At 73.2% G+C, this 12,992-nt stretch carries 10 protein-coding genes; 5 read left to right on the forward strand and 5 right to left on the reverse strand.

Translation table 11 applies throughout. The features are described 5' to 3' along the window. The first annotated feature begins 21 nt into the window (after positions 1-21). Positions 22-1,242: an MFS transporter gene (locus tag EJG53_RS29645; protein WP_125047450.1), complete on the forward strand. Its 1,221-nt coding sequence runs from the start codon at positions 22-24 to the stop codon at positions 1,240-1,242. A 70-nt stretch (positions 1,243-1,312) separates the two neighbouring features. Here the strand turns inward: EJG53_RS29645 and EJG53_RS29650 are convergent, their stop codons facing one another. Both EJG53_RS29650 and EJG53_RS40785 read right to left on the reverse strand, forming a co-directional pair. Continuing rightward, complete coding sequence (locus EJG53_RS29650) at positions 1,313-2,947, reverse strand: multicopper oxidase family protein (protein WP_125047451.1); 1,635 nt, start codon at positions 2,945-2,947, stop codon at positions 1,313-1,315. Between the two features lie 97 nt (positions 2,948-3,044). Then, positions 3,045-3,242: a hypothetical protein gene (locus EJG53_RS40785; protein ID WP_154806415.1), complete on the reverse strand. Its 198-nt coding sequence runs from the start codon at positions 3,240-3,242 to the stop codon at positions 3,045-3,047. A 440-nt stretch (positions 3,243-3,682) separates the two neighbouring features. Here EJG53_RS40785 and EJG53_RS29660 point away from each other — a divergent pair, with 440 nt between their 5' ends. Beyond that, on the forward strand, positions 3,683-4,387 hold the full coding sequence (locus tag EJG53_RS29660; protein WP_125047453.1) for a DUF998 domain-containing protein: 705 nt from the start codon (positions 3,683-3,685) through the stop codon (positions 4,385-4,387). 134 nt (positions 4,388-4,521) lie between these two features. After that, positions 4,522-5,376, forward strand: a complete 855-nt coding sequence (locus EJG53_RS29665; protein ID WP_125047454.1) for an alpha/beta fold hydrolase — start codon at positions 4,522-4,524, stop codon at positions 5,374-5,376. A gap of 82 nt (positions 5,377-5,458) precedes the next feature. Here EJG53_RS29665 and EJG53_RS29670 read toward each other — a convergent pair whose 3' ends face one another. Then, entirely contained in the window at positions 5,459-6,076 is a 618-nt protein-coding gene (locus tag EJG53_RS29670) for a mycothiol-dependent nitroreductase Rv2466c family protein (RefSeq protein ID WP_125047455.1), read from the reverse strand. 295 nt (positions 6,077-6,371) lie between these two features. Between EJG53_RS29670 and EJG53_RS29675 the strand changes: the two genes are divergently transcribed. Then, positions 6,372-7,733, forward strand: coding sequence for a glutamine synthetase family protein (locus tag EJG53_RS29675; protein WP_031004274.1), 1,362 nt, complete (start codon positions 6,372-6,374; stop codon positions 7,731-7,733). Next, positions 7,730-10,768 (forward strand): bifunctional [glutamine synthetase] adenylyltransferase/[glutamine synthetase]-adenylyl-L-tyrosine phosphorylase, encoded by a 3,039-nt coding sequence (locus EJG53_RS29680; protein WP_125047456.1) that lies wholly within the window; start codon positions 7,730-7,732, stop codon positions 10,766-10,768. Before EJG53_RS29675 ends, EJG53_RS29680 begins: the two co-directional genes overlap by 4 nt. 34 nt (positions 10,769-10,802) lie before the next feature. Here EJG53_RS29680 and EJG53_RS29685 read toward each other — a convergent pair whose 3' ends face one another. Together EJG53_RS29685 and EJG53_RS29690 are read right to left on the reverse strand one after the other, a co-directional pair. Further along, entirely contained in the window at positions 10,803-11,642 is an 840-nt protein-coding gene (locus EJG53_RS29685; RefSeq protein WP_125047457.1) for a phosphatase PAP2 family protein, read from the reverse strand. A gap of 166 nt (positions 11,643-11,808) precedes the next feature. Continuing rightward, positions 11,809-12,924: a LacI family DNA-binding transcriptional regulator gene (locus EJG53_RS29690; protein ID WP_244955398.1), complete on the reverse strand. Its 1,116-nt coding sequence runs from the start codon at positions 12,922-12,924 to the stop codon at positions 11,809-11,811. Positions 12,925-12,992 lie beyond the last annotated feature (68 nt).

Consider the following 12,992-nt stretch of genomic DNA (forward strand, 5'->3'; position numbering starts at 1 on the left):
CCCGTTTTCGAAAGGTCTCTCATGCCCCTGGCGCTGCTCGCGCTGGCCGTCTCCGCCTTCGGCATCGGCACGACTGAGTTCGTGATGATGGGCCTGCTGCCCAATGTCGCGGGCGACCTGGGTACGTCCGTGCCCACGGCCGGCTACCTCGTCTCCGCCTATGCCCTCGGTGTCGTCATCGGCGCTCCGCTGCTGACCGCCCTCGGGTCGCGCATCCCGCGCAAGCGGATGCTCCTGCTGTTGATGGCCGTCTTCACCGTGGGCAACCTGGCCTCGGCGCTGGCGCCCAACTTCGGCCTGCTGATCGCCGGCCGGCTGCTCGCCGGGCTCCCGCACGGCGCGTTCTTCGGGGTCGGCGCGGTGGTCGCCGCCCGGCTGGTCAAGGAAGGCCGGCAGGCGCGTGCGGTGGCCACCATGTTCCTCGGCCTGACCGTCGCCAACATCGTCGGCGTACCCGCCGCGACACTGCTCGGCCAGCACCTCGGCTGGCGCGCGACCTTCCTGGTCGTGGCCGCCATCGGCCTGGTCGCGATGGCCGCGCTGGCCCGCCTCGTGCCGCACATGCCGCGCGCGGAGCACGGCGGCGTGGCCCACGAGCTCCGCGCCATGGGCAACCGGCAGGTCGTCCTCGGCCTGGTCACCGCGGTCTTCGGCTTCGCCGGTGTGTTCGCCGTCTACAGCTACCTCGCCTCGATGATGACCGAGGTCTCCGGCTTCGCCGAGGGGTCCGTCCCGCTGGTCCTGGCGCTCTTCGGTGCCGGTATGACGCTGGGCGCGCTGGCCGCGGGCCCGCTGACCGACCGCGCGCTGCGGCCCACGCTGTACGGGGCGCTCGGCGCCCTCGCCGTTACCCTCGTGGTCTTCACCTACGCGGTACACGTCAAGTGGGCGGCCCTGGTCTGCGTCGTCATCCTGGGCGCGGTCGGCTTCATGACCACCACGCCGCTGCAGATGCTGGTCATGAAGAAGGCCCAGCACGCGCCGACCCTGGCCTCGGCCTCCAACCACTCGGCGTTCAACCTGGCCAACGCGGGCGGCGCCTGGGTCGGCGGCGTGGCCATCGCGGCGGGCTGGGGCTGGACCTCTCCGGCGCTGGTCGGCGCGGTGCTGGCCGTCATCGGCCTGGGCATCGCGGTGACCGCCGGACTGCTCGACCGCGGCGGCTCCGGCTCCTCGCGCATCGTCGCGAGCAGCGAGGACGCCGACGACGTACCGGCGGAACTGCCGGACCGGGTGAACTGACCCGGCCCCGCCGGACCGTCGCGCGAGCGGCCCCGGCCACGACTGTGGCCGGGGGCCGCTTCCGTACCGCCTACTTCTGGTAACCGAGGACCGTCATCATCCCGGATTCCGCGTGGTAGACGTTGTGGCAGTGCAGCATCCACAGGCCGGGGTTGTCGGCGTCGAGATCGACGTCCAGCCGGCGGCCCGGCAGCACGATCGCGGTGTCCTTGCGCGGGCCGCCGTCCGGCAGCGCGAAGGTGTGCCCGTGCAGGTGCATCGGGTGCCACATAGTGGTGTTGTTGCGGAACGACAGCCGTACGCGTTCCCCGGCCCGTACCGGATAGCGCTGGTCAGGCGCGTACTTCTTGCCGTTGACGGCCCAGTCGTACTTCGCCATCGAACCGGTGAGGTCGAACCGAAGGGTCCGGTCCGGCTTGCGCGACGCCAGCCGCACCGGACCGTCGGCCTTCAGCCGGTCGGCCGTCAGCAGCCGCCCGTCCAGCTCCTTCGGCCGTACGGACTCCTCGGGCGCCGCCCCGCCGCCGGTGCGCAGCACGGCCAGCGCGGTCCGCTTCTTGCCCTCGGCGAGCGCGGTCATCGGGAAGACGCCGTCCTTGACCGTGACCACCACGTCGTAACGCTCGCCCATGCCGAGCAGCAGGGCGTCCGTCGGGGCGTGGGTGACGGGGTAGCCGTCGGTGTGCGTCACGGTCATGGTGTGGCCGCCGAGCGCGACACGGTACGCGGTGTCGCCGCCCGCGTTGACGAAGCGGATGCGGACCCGGTCGCCGGGCCGCGCGCGGAAGGTCTGCGGGTCCTGCGGCGTACGGCCGTTGACCAGGTGGTACGGGTAGTCCACGTCGCCCGCGTCGCCACCCAGCAGCTTGCTGGTGGCGCCCATCAGCATGCGGGAGGGGCCGGTGGGGGACGGCGCCGCGCGGCCGCCCATGGAGTGCGCGCCGTGGTCCATGCCCCCGGAACCGGAACCGGAACCGCCGTGGTCCATGCCCCCGTGGTCCATGCCCCCGGACCCGTGGTCCATCCCGCCCATGCCCTTGCGGAGTTCGGCCAGCACCGCGTCCGGCGTGCTGCCGTCCACCCCGTCGACCCAGTCGTCCAGGACGACCACCCACTCCTTGTCGTAGGCGAGGGGCTCCTTCGGGTCCTCGACGATCAGCGGCGCGTACAGGCCGCGGTCCTGCTGCACGCCCGAGTGCGGGTGGAACCAGTACGTGCCGGGGTGGCTGACGGCGAAGCGGTACGTGAACGAGCCGCCCGCCTTCACGGGACGCTGGGTCAGATCCGGTACGCCGTCCATGTCGTTGCGCAGGGCCAGGCCGTGCCAGTGCAGGGAGGTGGCCTCGGGCAGGTGGTTGGCGAGCGTCAGCTCCAGGGTGTCGCCCGCGGTGACCCGTACCTCCTTGCCGGGCAGGTCGTCCCCGTACGCCCAACTGCCGACCGTACGGCCGCCCAGGTCGAGCTTGGCGGCGGTGGCGGTGAGCGCGACCTTCCGTACGGGGCCGGAGCCGCGCTTCTTCTCCGCGGCGGCCACTTCCGGGCCGTCGGGGGAGACGTAACCTTCCGGCGCCTCGGCCGGGCTGCCGGCGTGGCCCGAGTGGCCGGTGCCGTCCGTGCCGGAGCCCGACGAACAGGCGGCGAGCAGGCCGCCGCCGGCGACCGCGATACCCGCGCCGAGTACGGCGCGGCGGGTGTGCGTACGCATGGTGGAAAAACACCTCGTGATGGTGGGAAACGGTTGCGGTGAGCGCGCGTGGGCCGGGCCGCGGACGCGCGCAGGCGTCGGCGGCCGGGCCGCGCGTCTACACGCGCAGGACCGAGAGCCGGGCGAGGTGTTTGTGGCGGGGGAGCGGTGGCGGCAGGGGCCGCAGACCGCGCAGCAGCCGGGCCCGTACGGCGGCCAGGAGGTCGGCGGCCTGCCGGCCCAGCAGCCGTCCCGTACGGACGAGGACGAGTACGCAGAGGGAGAGCACGGCCAGGCAGGCCGCGCCGGGGTTCATGGCGTGGTGGTCGTCGGCGACGGAGGAGGAATACCGCGCTTGCTGCGGCGCCTGAAGCGCGTGGTGCGTTGGCAGTGCGTGGTGCACCTGCGGTACATGGTGTGTATGTGGTCCGTGGTGTGACTGCGGTGCGTGGTAAGTCTGATGTGTTTGGTGTGCCGCGGGCATCGGCCCCGAGCCGTGCCCGCCCACCGGGTGCCCCAGCGTATGCATGCCCACGATGCCGACGATCAGCGCGGCGAACAGCAGCAGACGGCCGCACCACGCGGCTGCCCTGCTCCGGCCTCGCACTTCGTACGGCATGTCGACGGTCCTCCCGGTACCACTGTCCAGCACCCTACCCCTGTGGGGTATGCCGCTCCCGAGTGCCCCGGTTCGCGCCGAATTTGCCTATCCTTGACCTTCCGAAGCGCCCCTGGCGTCCCAGCCCGACCTCCAGGATGTCCGTGCAGCCGAGCAAGAGCCGCCGTGCCGCCCCCGTACTCCTCCTGCTCGGGGCGGTGGCGTACACCGCCTGGGTCCTGGAGGTGGTCCTGTCCACCGGCCTCGACCCGGTCCGGACGTACGTCAGTGAACTGGCCGCCGCCGACCAGCCGCTCGGCGGCCTGTTCCGCGCGACGGACCTGCTCGCCGGACTGCTCGTACTGGCGGGCGCGATCGCCGCGCTGCTCACCCTCCGCCGCCGCCCGTGGGCGACGGCCGGCTGGGCGGCCCTCGCCCTCTTCGGTGCCGCCACCGCCGTCGACTCCCGGCTGCCGCTGAGCTGCGCCCCGACCAGCGACCCGGAATGCGCGGCCCGCGAGACCGCGGGACTGGTGCCCGCCACCCACACCGCGCACGCGATCAGCAGCTCGCTGGCCATGACGGGGGCGCTGGCCGCGCTGGTCCTGCTGACCGTGGCCGCCCGCCGGTACGGCTGGTGGCCGCCGCTCGGCCGCGTCGCGCCGTGGCTGGCCCTGGCCGAACTGGCCGCCACCGTTTGGACCCTCTCCTCCATCGCGGCCTTCACCGAGGGCCACGGCAACTGGGCGCTGGGCGTCGGCCAGCGCCTCCAGGTCCTGCTCGTCGCCCTGTACGTCGGGCTGCTCGCGTGGTGTGTCGGGCGAGCGGGCACCACTACGGGGAGGGAAGGGGAACCGGTATGAGCGGGGACGGCGAGCGGCGGAGGCGGAAGAACACGAGAGACGGCACGAGCGACATATTTCCGAACGGGCCAGGGTCAGGGCGGGGGCCAGGAGCCGGCCCCGGCCCCGGCCGCCCCAACCCCGCCCCCGGCCGCATGCTGCGCGTCGACGGCGTGGTGCTGCACGTGCTGCGCGAGGGCAGCGGCCCGGTGTGCGTGCTCAGCGGCGGGCTGGGCATGAGCTGGTTCGACTGGGACGCGGTCGCGGCCCGCCTCGCCCCGCACCGTACGGTCGTCCGCTTCGACCGGCCCGGCCTGGGGCTGAGCGCGCCCGCCCAGGAGCCGCCCACCGCGGCGGGCGAGGCCGCCCGGATCGCGCACGTCCTGGACGCGCTCGGGCTGCCCGGCCCGTGCACCGTCGTCGGCCACAGCCTGGCCGCCTTCCACGCCGAGGCGTTCGCCCGGCTGTATCCGGACCGCACCGCGGGCATCGTGCTGGCCGACGGCAGCGTGGAGGAGGACCCGAGGCCGCTGCTGCCGCGTCCCGTCCGTACGGCCTGGGCGGGCGGCCTGGCCTCCGTGCTCGCGGCGGCCGGGGTGCCGCGCGCCCTCGGCCCGGCCGCGCGCCGGATGACCACCCGCGCCCTGACCGTGCGCGACCACCCGCGTGATCCGTACGAGGCCGGGGCCTACCGCACCAGCCGGGTGCTGCGCGCCTGCGCCCTGGAGAACGCGACGTACGGCTACCAGGCCGCCGAGGTCGCCGCGCTGCGCCCGGACCGTCCGCTGCGCGGCGTGCCGGTGACGGTCCTGGCGGCGTACGACGGCAGCGAGACGCCGCGCGAACTGCGCTGGCTGGAGCGGCAGCGGGCGCTGGCCACCCAGCTCGGCGGCGCCTTCGCCATCGCCGCCCCGGCCGGGCACCTGGTGATGGCCGACGCGCCGGACGCGGTGGCCACGGCCGTCCTGTCGCTCACCCCTGATCTGGAGGATCCGCGGCGGGGGCGCTGAATTCGCAGCCCCCCGGCAGGGCAGCGGCCCGCTCACTCCATGTAGCCGCCCTGCCGGACCGGGCCGGTGGAATCGCAGGCGCTCACGGCTTCGCCGTCCGCCGCGCCCGCAGCTCGAAGAACTGCGGGACGGACGCGGCGCCGACGAGCGCGTCCCACAGCCGGTCGGCCTCCGCGCCGGTGGGCGTGGGCGCCACCACGGGCCCGAAGAAGCCGCGTTCGCCGCGGGGCGTGGTGACGACCGTGACGGGCGAGCCCGCGTCCTCGCCGGAGAACTCCTGCGCCTGCTCGCGGGCCAGGGCCACCGGCCGGTCCAGCGCGGTGTCGTGCAGCACGTCGGCATAGGTCGCGGCGCCCGCCTCCGCCAGGCACCGTTCGGCCAGCTCCGGCGACGGGTCCGCGCCGCCGTCGAACACCGCGGCGCCGTACGCGGCGTACACCGTGCCGGTCAGGGTGTCCCGGCCGTCGGCGTGCGCGGCCTCGGCCAGCCGCAGCAGGCAGCGGCTCCCGGCGGCGGCCGGGCGGTACTCGTCGGGCAGCTCGTCCAGAGGCGCGCCGTCGGTCAGGTCGAAGGCGCGGTAGGACAGCGGGATGCCCCGGCGCCCGGTGGCGGCCACCAGCCAGCGCGCGGTGCGCCAGGTCCAGGGGCACGCGGAGTCGAAGTAGAACGTCACGGCCGTGACGTCGAAGTGCTTGCTCACGGGTTCTCCTCGGCCGTCGGCGGGCACTCGGGAGGCGCGGACCAGGAGCGGTCCGGCGCGGCGGTACGGTCCCGGGCGCCCCTGGAACAAAGCGGGACGAACCGGCCCGCCCTCTCCGGGAGTACCGCCCGCGGCTCCCGGGCAAACGTGCCGGTGTCGCCCCGGGTCCGGCGGTTCTGATCTCGGCCGAGGGTGCGTAATGTGACGGTAACCCCCTCACGTGATACTGGTGTGCCACACCTCGTTGCCCGATGGGGTGGGGACAGGCCGATTGACCTGCAAGGATTGGTGAGCCATGGACAAGCAGCAGGAGTTTGTGCTCCGTACGCTGGAGGAGCGCGACATCCGCTTCGTACGACTGTGGTTCACCGATGTGCTGGGGTTCCTGAAGTCCGTCGCGGTGGCGCCCGCCGAACTTGAGCAGGCGTTCGACGAGGGCATCGGCTTCGACGGCTCCGCGATCGAGGGCTTCGCGCGGGTGTACGAGTCCGACATGATCGCCAAGCCGGACCCGGGCACCTTCCAGATCCTGCCGTGGCGCGCCGAGGCCCCCGGCACCGCCCGGATGTTCTGCGACATCCTGATGCCGGACGGCTCCCCGTCCTACGCAGACCCGCGCTACGTCCTCAAGCGCATCCTGGCCAAGACCTCCGACCTCGGCTTCACCTTCTACACCCACCCCGAGATCGAGTTCTTCCTGCTCAAGGACAAGCCGGTGGACGGCACCCGGCCGAGCCCCGCGGACTCCTCCGGCTACTTCGACCACACCCCGCAGAACGTCGGCATGGACTTCCGCCGCCAGGCGATCACCATGCTCGAATCGATGGGCATCTCGGTGGAGTTCAGTCACCACGAGGGCGCCCCGGGCCAGCAGGAGATCGACCTGCGGTACGCCGACGCGCTGTCCACCGCCGACAACATCATGACGTTCCGGCTGGTGATGAAGCAGGTCGCGCTGGAGCAGGGCGTGCAGGCGACGTTCATGCCCAAGCCGTTCTCGGAGTACCCGGGTTCGGGCATGCACTCCCATCTCTCGCTGTTCGAGGGCGACCGCAACGCCTTCCACGAGTCGGGCGCCGAGTACCAGCTCTCCAAGGTCGGCCGCTCCTTCATCGCCGGCCTGCTGCGGCACGCGGGCGAGATCTCCGCCGTCACCAACCAGTGGGTCAACTCCTACAAGCGCATCTGGGGCGGCGCCAACCGCACCGCGGGCGCCGGCGGCGAGGCCCCCTCGTACATCTGCTGGGGCCACAACAACCGCTCCGCGCTCATCCGCGTCCCCATGTACAAGCCGGGCAAGATGGGCTCCACCCGGGTCGAGGTCCGCTCCATCGACTCCGGCGCCAACCCGTACCTCACCTACGCGGTGCTGCTGGCCGCCGGCCTCAAGGGCATCGAGGAGGGCTACGAACTCCCGGCCGGCGCCGACGACGACGTGTGGGCGCTGTCCGACTCCGAGCGCCGCGCCATGGGCATCGAGCCGCTGCCGCAGAACCTCGGCGAGGCCATCGACCTGATGGAGCGCAGCGAACTGGTCGCGGAGACCCTCGGCGAGCACGTCTTCGACTTCTTCCTGCGCAACAAGAAGCAGGAATGGGAGGAATACCGCTCCGAGGTCACCGCCTTCGAACTGCGCAAGATGCTGCCGGTCCTGTGACCGCGCACCCCGGTCCGCAGGGTCAGGGGCGGCGCAGCAGCGCCTTCTCCCGGCTGCTGCGGTACGGCTTCACCGACCCGTCGGCGGCCGGGCGGCTCCTGGAAGCGCCCGAACTCGCCGCCGTACGGGACGACTCGGTGCTCCTGGAGGCGCTGGGCGGCACCGCCGACCCCGACCTGGCGCTGACCGCGCTGGTGCGGCTGGCGGAGGCGCAGGACGAGGACGAGCGGCAGAAGCTGCTGTCCACGCTGATCACCGCGAAGCCGCTGCGCGACCGGCTGCTGGGGGTGCTCGGCGCCTCCGAGGCGCTCGGCGACCACCTCGTACGGCATCCGCGCGACTGGCAGTCGCTGGTCACGTACGAGGCGGCCGATCTGCACCCGACCACGCCGGAGTTCGAGGCGGCGCTGGCCGAGGGCATCTGGGGCGAACGGGGCCGGGACCGGCCGCGTCCGGACGCGCTGCGCGCCGCGTACCGCCGGTGCCTGCTGGGCATCGCGGCGCGCGACGTGTGCGGGACGACCGACCTCGCCGAGACCGCCGCGGAGCTGGCCGACCTGGCGACCGCGACGGTACGCGCCGCGCTGGAGATCGCCGGTGAGGAGCAGCCCACCGACGCCGCCGCCTGCCGGCTCGCCGTCATCGCCATGGGCAAGTGCGGCGGCCGGGAGCTGAACTACGTCTCGGACGTGGACGTCATCTTCGTCGCCGAGGCCCGCGACGGCATCGAGGAGGCCAAGGCGCTCCAGGCCGCGACGCGGCTGGCGGGCCGGATGATGCGGGTGTGCTCCGACGTCACCGCCGAGGGCACGATCTGGCCGGTGGACGCCAACCTGCGCCCCGAGGGCCGCAACGGCCCGCTCGTGCGCACCCTCAACAGCCACCTCGCCTACTACGAACGCTGGGCCAAGACCTGGGAGTTCCAGGCCCTGCTCAAGGCCCGGCCGATGGCGGGCGACGAGGAGCTGGGCAAGGAGTACGTGGCCGCGGTCACCCCGCTGGTCTGGCAGGTCTCCGAGCGCGAGAACTTCGTGACCGACGTACGGCAGATGCGCCGCCGCGTCGTGGAGAACATCCCCGCCGCCCAGGTCGACCGCGAACTGAAGCTGGGCCCCGGCGGACTGCGCGACGTGGAGTTCGCCGTCCAGCTCCTGCAGCTCGTGCACGGCCGCAGCGACGGGACGCTGCACAGCCCGAGCACCCTGGAAGCCCTCTCGGCGCTGGCGTCCGGCGGCTACGTCGGCCGCGAGGACGCCAAGGCGCTGGACGCCGCGTACTGCTTCCTGCGCACGCTCGAACACCGTATCCAGCTCTACAAGCTGCGCCGCACCCACCTGATGCCCGAGGACGAGCCCGACCTGCGGCGCCTGGCCCGCTCCATGGGCATGCGCACCGAGCCGGTCGAGACGCTCCGCAAGCAGTGGAAGTGGCACGCCCGCGAGGTGCGGCGGCTGCACGAGAAGCTGTTCTACCGGCCGCTGCTGGACGCCGTCGCGCACCTGGAACCCGGCGGCACCCGGCTCTCCGCCAAGGCCGCCGGCCAGCGCCTCGAAGCGCTCGGCTACGCCGACCCGGTCGCCGCGCTGCGCCACCTCGAAGCGCTGGCCTCCGGCGTCACCCGCAAGGCCGCCATCCAGCGCACCCTGCTGCCGGTCCTGCTGGCCTGGTTCGCGGACTCCGCCGACCCGGACGCCGGACTGCTCAACTTCCGCAAGGTCTCCGACGCGCTCGGCAAGACCCCCTGGTACCTGCGGCTGCTGCGCGACGAGGGCGCCGCCGCCGAGAACCTGGCCCGCGTCCTGTCGGCCGGCCGCTTCGCCCCCGACCTGCTGCTGCGCGCCCCCGAGGCGGTCGCGCTGCTCGGCGCCAAGGACGGCCTGCTGCCGCGCGGCCGGGCCGCGCTGGAGCAGGAGGTGCTGGCCGCGGTCGGCCGTGCGGAGGGTGCCGAGCAGGCCGCCGCCGCGGCCCGCGGGGTACGGCGGCGGGAACTGTTCCGTACGGCCGCCGCCGACCTGATCGGCGCGTACGGCACCGAAGGGCATCCGGCCGAGGCGGACCGCGGCCACGCCGCCGACGTGATCGGCACCGCCGTCTCCGACCTGACCGCCGCCACCATCGCGGGCGCGCTGCGCGCCGCCGTGCGCGACCGGTGGGGCGACACCCTGCCCACCCGCTTCACCGTCATCGGGATGGGCCGCTTCGGCGGCCGGGAGCTGGGGTACGGCTCCGACGCCGACGTGCTGTTCGTGCACGAGCCGCGCGAGGGCGCCGACGAGCAGGAGGCCGCCAAGGCCGCGCACGCCGTCGCCAACGAGATGCGCCGCCTCCTCCAGTTGCCGTCCTCCGACCCGCCGCTGCCGATCGACGCCGACCTGCGGCCGGAGGGCAAGACCGGACCGCTGGTCCGGACGCTCTCCTCCTACGCCGCCTACTACCGGCGCTGGTCGCTGGTCTGGGAGGCACAGGCCCTGCTGCGCGCCGAGCCGGTCGCGGGCGACGCCGAGCTGGGGGAACGGTTCATCGAGCTGATCGGCCCGCTGCGCTATCCGATGGAGGGCCTGGGCGAGGACGCCGTACGGGAGATCCGCCGCCTCAAGGCCCGGATGGAGACCGAGCGGATGCCGCGCGGCGCCGACCCGACCACCCACACCAAGCTGGGGCGCGGCGGCCTCAGCGACGTCGAGTGGACCGTACAGCTCATCCAGATGCAGCACGCCTGGAACGAGCCCGGCCTGCGCACCACCCGTACCCGCACGGCACTGGCCGCGGCCCGCGACGCCGGGCTGCTGGCCACGGAGGACGCGCAGATCCTCGACGAGGCGTGGGTGCTGGCGTCGCGGGTGCGCAACGCCACGATGCTGGTACGGGGCCGCCCCGGCGACACGTTCCCGTCGGACGCGCGGGAGCTGGCGGCGGTGGGCCGCTACCTCGGGTACGAGGAGGGGCACGTCGGGGAGATGCTGGACGACTACCGGCGGACGACCCGCAGGGCCCGTGCGGTGGTGGAGGAGATCTTCTACGGGGCGGCGGGCTGAGAGGACGGGCCCGGCCCGGGCCGGGCGCCCGGTCTCAGACCGCGGCCACCCGCCGCGGCAGCCGGTGCGGCAGCGCCGCGTACCAGGCGAAGGCCAGGCCGATGCCGAAGGCGAGGCACAGTATGCCGCCCACCGCGTCGAGCCAGAAGTGGTTGGCGGTGGAGACGATGACCACCAGGGTCGTCGTCGGGTAGAGCAGGCCCAGCACCTTGGCCCACACCGGCTTGGCGATCAGCGCGATCATCACCCCGCACCACAGCGACCAGCCGATGTGCATGGAGGGCATCGCCGCGTACTGGTTGGACATCGACGCCAGGTTGCCGGACGCCATCGAGCCCCAGGTGTGGTGGACGATGACGGTGTCGATGAAGCCGCCGCCGTTCATCAGGCGGGGCGGGGCCAGCGGGTAGAAGTAGTAGCCGACGAGGGCCACGCCCGTGGTGGCGAAGAGCGCGAGGCGGGCGGCCGCGTACCGGCCGGGGTGCCAGCGGTAGAGCCAGACCAGGACACCGATGGTCAGGATGAAGTGCAGCGTGGCGTAGTAATAGTTCATCGAGACGATGAGCCAGGTCACGGAGTCCACGGCGTGGTTGACGGTCTTCTCCACCGCTATGCCGAGGGTCTGCTCGGCCTCCCAGATCCAGTCCGCGTTCTTCAGCGCCTGGGCCTTCTGCTCGGGCACGGCGTTGCGGATGAGGGAGTAGACCCAGTAGCTGACCGCGATCAGCAGGATCTCGAACCACAGCCGCGGGGTACGGGGAGCGCGCAGGCGGGCCAGCCGGCCACCGGAGGACGCACTCGGCGCGTCGTCCTCGGTGGGTGGCGGCGGCACGGCCGTACGGCCGTCAAGAGTCTTCACATGCGCTTCACCCATAGGCAGACAGTCTGCCAGAAAGGGGTCGGCGGCCGATCACCCTCCGGTCGGGTCCCGAGGAGGCCCGCCTGGCACCTCGGAGGGAGGCGCGACCCCCACCCGGGTAGGGGACGGCTCTGCCTTTCGGCAGGGACGGACCAGGCCGTACCGGACACCGGCGGATCACTCAGGCGGGGCTGCCGTCCGTACTGGCGGACCGGTCTCCGTCCGTACGGGACCGGTCACCGTCCGTGGCGGGGGAGCCGCCCTGGCCGGGAACCCGGACGGTCTTCGGCGCCGAAGCCGTGGACCCGCGGACGACCAGCTCCGGATGGAAGACGAACTCGCTGTGCGGCGCCGGGGTGCCCCCGACCTCCTCCAGCAGGGCGCGCACCGCCGCCTGCCCCATCGCGGTGACCGGCTGCCGGATCGTGGTCAGCGGCGGGTCCGTGAAGGCGATCAGCGGGGAGTCGTCGAAACCGACGACGGAGACCTCCCGGGGCACGTCCAGGCCCTGCTGCCGGGCGGCCCGGATCGCGCCGAGCGCCATCATGTCGCTGGCGCAGACCACCGCCGTGCAGCCGCGGGCGAGCAGCGCGCCGGCCGCGGCCTGCCCGCCCTCCAGGGTGTACAGGGAGTGCTGGATCAGCTCCTGGGCCGCCTCCCGGCCCAGGCCGAGCTGGTCCTTCATGCTGTGCAGAAAGCCCTCGATCTTGCGCTGGACGGGCACGAAGCGCTTCGGTCCCAGGGCCAGCCCGATCCGCTGGTGGCCCAGTGCGGCCAGATGGGTGACGGCGAGGCGGATCGCGGCCCGGTCGTCCGGCGAGACGAAGGGTGCCTGCACCTTGTCGGAGAAGCCGTTGATCAGGACGAAGGGCACGCCCTGGCCGCGGAGCTGCTCGTAGCGCTGCATGTCGGCGGAGGTGTCCGCGTGCAGTCCGGAGACGAAGATGATCCCGGCGACGCCGCGGTCCACCAGCATCTCGGTCAGCTCGTCCTCGGTGGAGCCGCCCGGTGTCTGGGTGGCCAGCACCGGGGTGTAGCCCTGGCGGGTCAGTGCCTGGCCGATGACCTGGGCGAACGCCGGGAAGATCGGGTTCTCCAGCTCCGGGGTTATCAGGCCGACCAGCCCGGCGCTGCGCTGCCGCAGCCGGACGGGACGCTCGTACCCGAGCACGTCGAGCGCGGCCAGCACGGACTGGCGGGTGGTGGCGGAGACACCGGGTTTTCCGTTGAGCACCCGGCTGACGGTGGCCTCGCTGACACCCGCCTGCGCTGCGATGTCGGACAGCCGGGCGGTCATGGGTGGGACTGTACCGGTCGGCTCCCGGATTGCCCACGTTGCCCGCACCGTCCGGCGGCGGGCCGCGC

The sequence above is a fragment of the Streptomyces chrestomyceticus JCM 4735 genome, from assembly GCF_003865135.1.
Lineage (GTDB): Bacteria > Actinomycetota > Actinomycetes > Streptomycetales > Streptomycetaceae > Streptomyces > Streptomyces chrestomyceticus.

Excerpts from the sequence above, each read along its gene's own strand:
- EJG53_RS29650 (WP_125047451.1), bottom strand. The coding sequence starts at position 2,947 with ATGCGTACGCACACCCGCCGCGCCGTACTCGGCGCGGGTATCGCGGTC.
- EJG53_RS29660 (WP_125047453.1), top strand. The coding sequence starts at position 3,683 with ATGTCCGTGCAGCCGAGCAAGAGCCGCCGTGCCGCCCCCGTACTCCTC.
- EJG53_RS40785 (WP_154806415.1), bottom strand. The coding sequence starts at position 3,242 with ATGAACCCCGGCGCGGCCTGCCTGGCCGTGCTCTCCCTCTGCGTACTC.
- EJG53_RS29685 (WP_125047457.1), bottom strand. The coding sequence starts at position 11,642 with ATGGGTGAAGCGCATGTGAAGACTCTTGACGGCCGTACGGCCGTGCCG.
- EJG53_RS29690 (WP_244955398.1), bottom strand. The coding sequence starts at position 12,924 with ATGACCGCCCGGCTGTCCGACATCGCAGCGCAGGCGGGTGTCAGCGAG.
- EJG53_RS29675 (WP_031004274.1), top strand. The coding sequence starts at position 6,372 with ATGGACAAGCAGCAGGAGTTTGTGCTCCGTACGCTGGAGGAGCGCGAC.
- EJG53_RS29645 (WP_125047450.1), top strand. The coding sequence starts at position 22 with ATGCCCCTGGCGCTGCTCGCGCTGGCCGTCTCCGCCTTCGGCATCGGC.
- EJG53_RS29665 (WP_125047454.1), top strand. The coding sequence starts at position 4,522 with ATGCTGCGCGTCGACGGCGTGGTGCTGCACGTGCTGCGCGAGGGCAGC.